The following is a 9,044-nucleotide window of genomic DNA, read 5'->3' as shown; positions in this document are numbered from 1 at the left end:
CAGGCGAAACCACGCCCCAGTCGCTCGACACGTAGATCACCACGCTCCAGGTAGGCATTGTTGACGCTGGTGATTTCCAGCTCACCACGCTCAGACGGCTCGACGGCCTTGGCGATCTCAACCACATCGTTGTCGTAGAAGTAGAGGCCTGTCACCGCATAGGGCGACTTGGGCTTCAGCGGCTTCTCCTCGATGGAGATGGCCTTGCCGTCTTCATCGAACTCCACCACGCCGAAGCGCTCCGGGTCCTGCACGAGGTAACCGAAGACGGTGGCGCCGCTCGGCTGATTCGCGGCACGCTTCAGCTGATCCGAGAAGTGCTGACCGTGGAAGATGTTGTCACCCAGCACCAGACAGACCGGGTCATCGCCGATGAACTCCTCACCGATGATGAAGGCCTGCGCCAGACCATCTGGGCTCGGCTGCACGGCATACTCGAAACGCACGCCGTACTGCTCGCCATTGCCCAGCAGTTTCTCGTACTGCGGCAGATCTTCCGGGGTGGAAATGATCAGGATCTCGCGGATGCCGGCCAGCATCAGGACAGAGACCGGATAGAAGATCATCGGCTTGTCATAGATCGGCAGCAGCTGCTTGGAAACACCGCGAGTGATCGGATGCAGTCGTGTACCGGAACCACCGGCGAGGATGATGCCCTTGCGCGCCATATAAAATCCTTGTCGTATCGACGTGTAGCGTTTCATTCGAAGAAGATCAGGTGCCGCGGGATGCCACACACTGAAGATGATCTGCCAATGTGACAGAGACCGCTGACTCAGCGATCCAGATGTTCCTTGAGTGTCAGCGCCAGCTGAGACTGCCAATCAGGCAGCTCGAGGCCAAGTGCCGACTCGAGTTTCGCCAGCACAAGACGGGAATTCAGTGGGCGTGTCGCCGGTGTCGGGTATTCCGCTGTCGGGATGCCACCTAGCGTCTGTGGGTCTATCGCCAGCGTTTCGCCCTGCGTGATGACCAGGCGGAAGATGCTCTGGGCGAACCCGTGCCAGCTGGTGGTGCCCTGCGGCGCCAGGTGATAAAGCCCAGAGTCGATCCGTTGGCGCAGTGCCTCACAGGTGAGCTGGGCGATCAGGCGCGCAGGAGTCGGCGCACCGATCTGATCATTGACGATATTCAGCGTATCGCGATCACGACCCAGCTTGAGCATCGTCTTCATGAAATTGTTGCCACGGGCGGCATACACCCAGCTGGTGCGGAACACCAGGTGACGACAGCCACTGGCCAATACCGCCTCATCACCAGCCAGCTTGCTCTCGCCATAGACGGATAGCGGCGCCGTCGGGCTGTCTTCACGCCACGGCTGATCCCCATCTCCCGGATAGACGTAATCCGACGAGTAATGCACCAGGGTGGCGTCGAGTTCAGTAGCTTTCTCGGCCAACAGGGCAGGCAATTCCGCATTGAGGCGCATGGCGCCCTCGCGCTCCTCTTCTGCCTTGTCGACTGCCGTCCAGGCGGCGGCGTTGAGAATCAGCTGTGGTTGATACGTTTCCAGATAGGCTGACACCGCGGCCAGATCACTGACATCCAGTTCACTGCGGCGCGGTGCACTCACCTCGCCGAAAGGCGCCACGCTGCGCTGCAGTTCAAAGCCGACCTGACCGTTGCCCCCGAGAATGAGGATACGGCCCATGCGATGGGAAGTCGTCATCATCAGCTCCCGGTCCCCAGACGCTCACCACGGTAGCTGCCATCCTGTACGCGCTGCCACCAGCTCTCATTGGCCAGATACCACTCGAATGTCTTGCGCAGGCCGGTCTCGAAGGTTTCCTGCGGCACCCAGCCCAGTTCACGCTCGATCTTGGCGGCGTCAATCGCATAGCGCACATCGTGACCGGGGCGATCCGTCACATAGGTAATCAAGTCTTCGTACCTGGAGATCCCCGCCGGCTTCTCCGGCACTAGCTCTTCCAGCAGGGCACACAGTGTCTTGACGACTTCAATGTTCTGCTTCTCGTTGTGGCCGCCGATGTTGTAGGTCTCGGCGATCTCGCCTTCGGTAGCGACCTTGATCAACGCCCGAGCGTGGTCTTCCACGTACAGCCAGTCTCGCACCTGCTTGCCATCGCCATACACCGGCAACGCCTTGCCTGCCAGCGCATTGAGAATCATCAGCGGGATGAGCTTCTCGGGGAAATGGTACGGACCGTAGTTGTTGGAGCAGTTGGTGACCAACGTCGGCAGACCATAGGTACGCTGCCAGGCCCGCACGAGGTGATCCGAACTTGCCTTGCTGGCAGAGTACGGGGAGCTGGGGGCGTAGGCAGTCGTCTCGGTGAAGAGATCTTCCGGCCCTTCGAGATCCCCATACACCTCATCAGTGGAAATGTGATGGAAGCGGAAACCGGCGGCCTTCTCGGCATCGGTCTCCTTCAGCCCCTTCCAGTACTGACGCGCCGCTTCCAGCAACTGATAGGTGCCGACAATGTTCGTCTGGATAAAATCCGCAGGGCCATCGATGGAGCGATCCACATGACTCTCGGCCGCCAGATGCATCACGATATCCGGCTGGAACTCTGCAAAGACTGCTTTCATCTTCTCGCCATCGCAGATATCAGCTTGCACGAAGTGATAGCGATCAGAGTCCGCCACCTCGGCCAATGACTCGAGATTTCCCGCGTAGGTCAATACATCTAGATTGATGACGGTATGTTGAGTTGAGCGAATCAGCTCACGGACGACCGCAGAGCCAATGAAGCCGGCGCCGCCGGTGATTAAAACTTGTTTCTTTTGCTTCATACTTCCCTCATAACTAAAACTAATGCTTGGCTATAACCGTATGAGCTAATTAAGAGAAATACGATTACTAGTTTAAAAAATATAATATCGCGCTATAACAATGCGCAAATATTTTTTACAACGATCAAATATGCAATCGGAATAAAAACAATTTCTTCAGCCGGCATTTTTATGTATAAACCCTTTAAAAACTGTCATGAATATTATCTTAAAATCTAAGGCTATGGACCAGTTCTCAATATACCAAAGATCACATTCTATTCTTTTCTCAAGATCGGTATCTCCTCGCCAGCCATTAATCTGTGCCCATCCTGTAATTCCAGCCTTAACCATATGCTTCTGCATATATCCTGGGATCTCACTCTTGAATTTCTCCACAAACACTGTGCGCTCAGGGCGTGGTCCAACTATGGACATATTCCCTATGAAAACATTAATAAATTGTGGCAATTCATCTAGACTAGTGGAACGTATAAATTTCCCAAAACGGGATAATTGTTTCGACCTAGCACCTCCCCAGTGCACTCCCATATTCTCAACATCCGTGGGCATAGAGCGAAACTTAAGAATATCAAAGGGCTTTCCATTCCAACCAACTCTTTCTTGGCGATAGAAAACTGGTCCTGGTGAGGAAAGTTTTACACCTATGGCGATACATAGCATAATAGGACTAATTAGGAGTAAAATTATACTAGCCAGTATGCGATCAAGTGCCGATTTACACAGAACGTTCCATCCTGTCATTGGACTACAACTTAAATCCAACATATAAAGATCAGCTACATTTGATATTCTATGGTTAATCAGCCTAAAGTCTGACAAATTAGGCATATATCTTACATTACTAGTAGAAAAAATTAGATCTTTCTGAATCTCTCGTACGGTAGCACCTTCTGAAACAGGTAAACATATCCATACTTCTGCCTCATGATGCTCGATAGTTTTCCCTAAGATATGGTGATCATATTCTATGTTGGAGAGTTCGTTATCCTTATCAACCCCAACTATTGATATACGTGAAACATCAAAACCGACTGAAGGTGCACGCTGTAGATGCTCATACGCTGTAATGCAGGAGTGAGCATCACCAATCAACATAACTGATTTTCGATTTGCCCCCTTCATTCTGAGTATATTGATAAACGGGTACGCAATACCTCGGATAGCGATTGCAAGGAAAGCAGAAAGAACCATCCAAGTCATGACCCAAATACGAGAAAAATCTAGGCTCTTACCGCTAAAATACAAAATAACTGATAGAAGACTAGCAATAAATGCGAAAGCAATAAATACTTTCATCGCTAATATGACTCTAAGCTTGCCTCTCCAAGATTGGTATAATTTAAAACGAGGCAGTACAATGGAGGATAACAGCATACCAACAACAAGTGCCCATTGATAACGCTCTGTCATATCAATGCTGTTGAACCTTATCCAATAAGCAAACCAACCTGCCAAAGCAACGACTAGAATATCAGTCATCCGCACAAAAACATGCGTGTAGGGACCGAATCCGCTAATAGTTCGATCATTAAAACTCATTAATTCACCTTATGCATATATTTAATCACAAAAATATATGAGTATACTTATGTAAATTACTTTATTCAGACTTTCCAAAAACGCTTATGCATACTCAGATAAGACTTTAATCTAGTGGGCAAATATTTTTCTTTCTTGCCTAATTTAAAGCTCAACATCTTGATAACATTTCTTGTTATAGCATTAGGAATCCAATATTTTCCGCGACGACTTAAGAATCTTATTTCTGACTTTACATATCGCAACCCCTCTCCACCAGCACTACCGAAGTAATCTTGGATCCAACTTTCACGTGATAGGAAAACCCCTATATCAAAATATCGCTTACCTTCTTCAATCAAACTGTAATCATGAGAATGATGACACTTGGCATTACCTTGATAAGAAATCTTCCATTGTGACATTAACATTTTTGCAGCCACATACATATCTTCTCCAAGTATAACATGATCTGGGAATCCTCCAACAGCTTGCAAAGCAGTAGTTCGATATGCTGCAAAAGAATTAGACATAAAAGCTGTTTTTATGCCCAATTTTGGCGCATCTGCTAAGCTTTTAGTATTTGAAATATCGGGGTAATTAAAAACACGTGCATGCTCTCCTATTGGCATTGCATCATTATGAGGTAACTGATTGCCACATACAGCGCCGACGTGTATATCTTCAAAGGGCGCGATTAAGTTTTGTATAGCAACAGATTCAGCAAGGTATGCGTCTTGGGTCATAAACACATATATGTCATAACCAGGGCGTTCTACTAATGCTCTCTGCCGTGTACCACCATGATTAAACTCAGATGTCGGGATAATGATATGATCAATATTCATATCATTTAAATACTGAGCCGTACCATCTTTGGAACTTGAATCAATAACAAATAGATTACTTAACGATGGCAAACTACTTACTAATCTTTTGAGATCTTGCAGTCCATTATATGTTGGCACAACCAATAAGTGTGTCATATTCTTTCTTCCTCTATAATATCGAGTATTCTTTCATATGTTTCTAACAATTTATCAGCATGAGCTGATGATGTAGGAGGACTACACCAAAATTTTTTATAAGCGCTTTTACCCATATCATCTGCGATCAATGGATTATCCATTAAATATTGGACTTTTTGTTTTAAGTCATTGCTATCGCCTGATTTGAACCACAAACCTGTCTTTCCATCCTCCACACTTTCGCGAGCAGCACATGCATCAGAGACTACACAAGGTACACCCACCGAAGCTGCTTCCAAAACCGTTAGACCTTGGGTTTCATACCACATTGATGTGAACACAAGTACTTTACTCTTCGATAGCGCACTTAATATTCCCTCACGATTTTGCCATCCTTCAAATTTTGCTTCGTGTAGTTCAGACTTCAACTCGTCTTCAAGGGCTCCAACACCAACTATTCGTAAGCTTTTACCGCTTGTATCTCTGAAAGCCTCTAAAAGTAATCTCACTCCTTTTTCTTTATCAAGCCGACCTATATAAATCACATCGCTATTAACTGAGATACGATCAACTGATAACTTATCATAATTTTTGGAAGAAGAGACTTCAATGGGATTTGGAACATCAAACAATATAGAACTTTCATGAAGAAAATTAGATATTATTCTTTCACTAAAATCTGAAACCTTAATGAAATATCTAAAGTTAGCCGGCATGCCGCTTTTCTTTGTAATAAATTGCCGTATAGATCTCCATATTTTTTGTAAGTAACTTCGTGAATCACAATTTTTTACCAGACATTTTCTTGATAATGGTACCTTTTTACATATCGACTCGCTAACATAGTCGTAAAAGGCGCCATTTGGACACGCAGAAAAATAATCATGCAAAGTAACTACAGTTGGATATTTCCCTCTTGATAATACAGAGAGAGCACTAGGGGTTAAAGATTTAACCCAACTATGGAGATGAATTATCGTACCTGAGGTATAATGTTCCGTTAATATTTGTCTCAATTTCTTTGCAACTGAGAAGTTCCATAAACCAGTAACAGCAGAATTAAATCTGCTGGGATTATTTAACAAATCATACTGCTCAAGATTTATACATATTACGTTTGACTTTTTTAATCTTTCATCTACACCTCCTGTGCCATATATATATATAACTGGAATTCCTTTATCACTTAAGGTCAAAGCACTGAGTACTGCTACCTGTGCAGCACCACCTTGTACAGTCGCATAGTCATTCAGTATAATTACTTTTTCCACATTATTCATGATAGTTAACTCTCCCTCTAGAATAGAAAAAATAGAAGACCATACTTATAAACCAGATTAGACTTGGTGAAAAATATCCAACTCCTCGTAGCATTAACTCCACTAAAAATCCAACTATCGAGGCAACAGATATCAATAACTCTGGATGCCTATGCCAAATTAAATATATTTCAGTGACTTTAATATAAAAAACTATAACAAGAAGTACAAAAGAAGCAACTAAAAGTATGCCAAAAATACCAAACTCTGAGATTAATTTAGCTGCTAAAAACCCCCCATCCTCTAAATTGAAACTCTTTCCATATAAAGCTTGTATTACATCAGTCGCAGGAACATTAGGGGTGATGTTACTACCTAGCATTTGAAACCCAATACCAACTCCATTACTCTCCTTCAAACTTTCGATTAATAGCTGCCACCCCTGTAAATAGACTAGTGCAGTAAGATTTTCACTCTCTAAAAAGTTAATTCTTCCTAAGAAATAATCTAACTTATCACTGTATATAAAAACCATGAGGAGCATGACTACAAATAGTAATAAAATTAAAGAATAATATATTTTAGAACCATACCTCGCTAAGGCTATAGGAGTTAAAGCTATGGCGAATACAATCATTGTTAGATTAGGAAATAAAAGCCCTAAAGAAAAGATCATAATAATTAAAAAAGATGAATATAAACCTGAAGACGTTAACACTACAGGGAATGCTAGTATCCCTAGCGCTAGGGCATAGTGACTTTGCTCGTAAAATGGGAAGACATCTTTTTCAAGAGCACCATAATTTCCTGGTGAGAAAGAGAAGATAATGCTTGAAAAACCTAATATTAGTACAATCAAGCACAATATATTTAAGCTTGAGATAATATTAACTGTGCTCGACCGACAAAGCAATTTAGATATGAGTATAGAGCATATAAAAGGCACAATAAAGATAGTTGACAGAATAGGTTTTTTATATCCGAAAAAAAACAAGCTAATTAAAGAATCACAAGCTAATAGAAGTATGGTAGATGCAATTATAAAAACATCTATCACAGAAAGACTTTTGAATTCCTCCCAAAGAATTAATGATATAATAAATGAAGAAATTATTAGGCCTGGTGCTAATGAATCAAAATCAAATGCTACAAAAAAATAGGGAGGAAAACAGAACAGAATAATTAATATTGATACGATTTTTAATTTTTCTAGATTTAAAAAACTATTATATTGCTTTATACCCAGATAGTTATTCTTCATTTTTGAATACATCCTTCCATACGAATATTGCAAATCCAACGGCTAAGATTATTTGACTTATAACGGTAGACCAAGCTGCAGCTGTAGCAGAATACGTGGGTATGTAATATAAGTTAAGTGCCACATTTGAAGCTGCCGCAACCATCATTACGTAAAGCTTATATTTAGCATTATCTTTTGTTGCAAGTAGAGCTCCAGCACAGAACGTTGTAAGCATCATCGGCACTCCAACACTAAGTATATCTAAATATTTCGCTGCATCACTATACTTTTCACCAAACATGTTGACAATTATTATATCCCCCGCGCTGTGTATAAATAGCGCTATAGCAATTCCTATAGAAAAAAGAATAAGCGTGCTTTTTAAATATATATTATAAAGATTTTTATTATTTTCATAGCTAAGTCTATGAAAGTGAGGCAAGAAATAACGATCAAATACTATTGCTGGAAACAAATAGAGAGCCGTCATAATAGTAAAGGCTGTACTATATATACCTGCACTATAAGAGCTGTCGAGACTTTCTATCATAAAAATATCGCTTTGAAAATAAATAAAATAGGCTAGCGTGGAAAGTCCATACGGCAATGCGCCTTTAATAATTTCTCTTTTTTTCCACTCTAGACTAGAGCTATTTGATAATTTTTCTTTTTCCTTAGCCATACTAAATTCATGAGTAGCATAGTAGGATAGTGCACACAATAGGATTAACCCTACAAGGAAATAAGCAAGGCCTGCTAAGACTAAGCCATCTATATTAAACACATATAATGCAGCAATAGTAAAGAACAGCCGTAGCATATGATGTATGCCCTGCAATATAGAAAGATTCAAGCTATTTTTGTTTATTTGGAACAAGGAAACCATGATTTCAAAACAAACTTGTGACAATATATGCCCTGACATTAGAACAACGAACAAAACATTATCTTGCAGCAGTATGCTACACACGATAAACACTAAGATCGTTATCCCAAATGTTGAAAACAAGCATGCTTGCAAAGGCTTTATAATATTTTTATATTGATTAGGTTTTTTATACGATTCCTTAAGTAGAAATTGCCCTAGTCCAAAATGTGCTATGGGGCTCAAAAGCATAGTAAGTGCTAATATTGATGTATATACACCAAACTCTTCGGCAGTTAATATTCTTGCCAAAAATACTTGTAGAACAAATGCACAGCCTGCTCCTCCTATCGCACCAAATAATAAAATAGCAATATTAAAATATCTTGAGTTATACACTTTAAATTCCTAATTAATTGCAGGGTCTCGGA

At 42.5% G+C, this 9,044-nt stretch carries 8 protein-coding genes; all 8 read right to left on the bottom strand.

The features are described from left to right. The coding region (gene rfbA, locus HXS66_RS16275; RefSeq protein ID WP_176504071.1) for a glucose-1-phosphate thymidylyltransferase RfbA at positions 1-668 on the bottom strand (668 nt) is incomplete at its 3' end. Positions 669-775: 107 nt separating this feature from the next. Further along, positions 776-1,669: a dTDP-4-dehydrorhamnose reductase gene (rfbD, locus tag HXS66_RS16270; RefSeq protein WP_255303317.1), complete on the bottom strand. Its 894-nt coding sequence runs from the start codon at positions 1,667-1,669 to the stop codon at positions 776-778. Positions 1,670-1,671: 2 nt separating this feature from the next. Further along, positions 1,672-2,757, bottom strand: a complete 1,086-nt coding sequence (gene rfbB, locus HXS66_RS16265; RefSeq protein ID WP_176504070.1) for a dTDP-glucose 4,6-dehydratase — start codon at positions 2,755-2,757, stop codon at positions 1,672-1,674. Between the two features lie 156 nt (positions 2,758-2,913). After that, positions 2,914-4,299, bottom strand: coding sequence for an undecaprenyl-phosphate glucose phosphotransferase (locus HXS66_RS16260; protein ID WP_255303316.1), 1,386 nt, complete (start codon positions 4,297-4,299; stop codon positions 2,914-2,916). 65 nt (positions 4,300-4,364) lie between these two features. Beyond that, positions 4,365-5,264 carry a glycosyltransferase family 2 protein gene (locus HXS66_RS16255; RefSeq protein WP_176504069.1) on the bottom strand — a complete coding sequence of 300 codons (900 nt, stop codon included), beginning with the start codon at positions 5,262-5,264 and terminating at the stop codon, positions 4,365-4,367. After that, positions 5,261-6,526, bottom strand: coding sequence for a glycosyltransferase family 4 protein (locus HXS66_RS16250; protein WP_176504068.1), 1,266 nt, complete (start codon positions 6,524-6,526; stop codon positions 5,261-5,263). Before HXS66_RS16250 ends, HXS66_RS16255 begins: the two co-directional genes overlap by 4 nt. Beyond that, entirely contained in the window at positions 6,519-7,766 is a 1,248-nt protein-coding gene (locus tag HXS66_RS16245) for a hypothetical protein (protein WP_176504067.1), read from the bottom strand. The genes HXS66_RS16250 and HXS66_RS16245 overlap by 8 nt, the downstream gene beginning before the upstream one ends. Then, on the bottom strand, positions 7,756-9,012 hold the full coding sequence (locus HXS66_RS16240; protein ID WP_176504066.1) for an oligosaccharide flippase family protein: 1,257 nt from the start codon (positions 9,010-9,012) through the stop codon (positions 7,756-7,758). Before HXS66_RS16240 ends, HXS66_RS16245 begins: the two co-directional genes overlap by 11 nt. Positions 9,013-9,044 lie beyond the last annotated feature (32 nt).

Origin of the sequence: Cobetia sp. 5-11-6-3, assembly GCF_013374055.1 — a bacterium.
In the GTDB taxonomy this organism is placed as follows: Bacteria; Pseudomonadota; Gammaproteobacteria; order Pseudomonadales; family Halomonadaceae; genus Cobetia; species Cobetia marina.
This window is presented reverse-complemented; position numbering and strand designations above follow the sequence as displayed.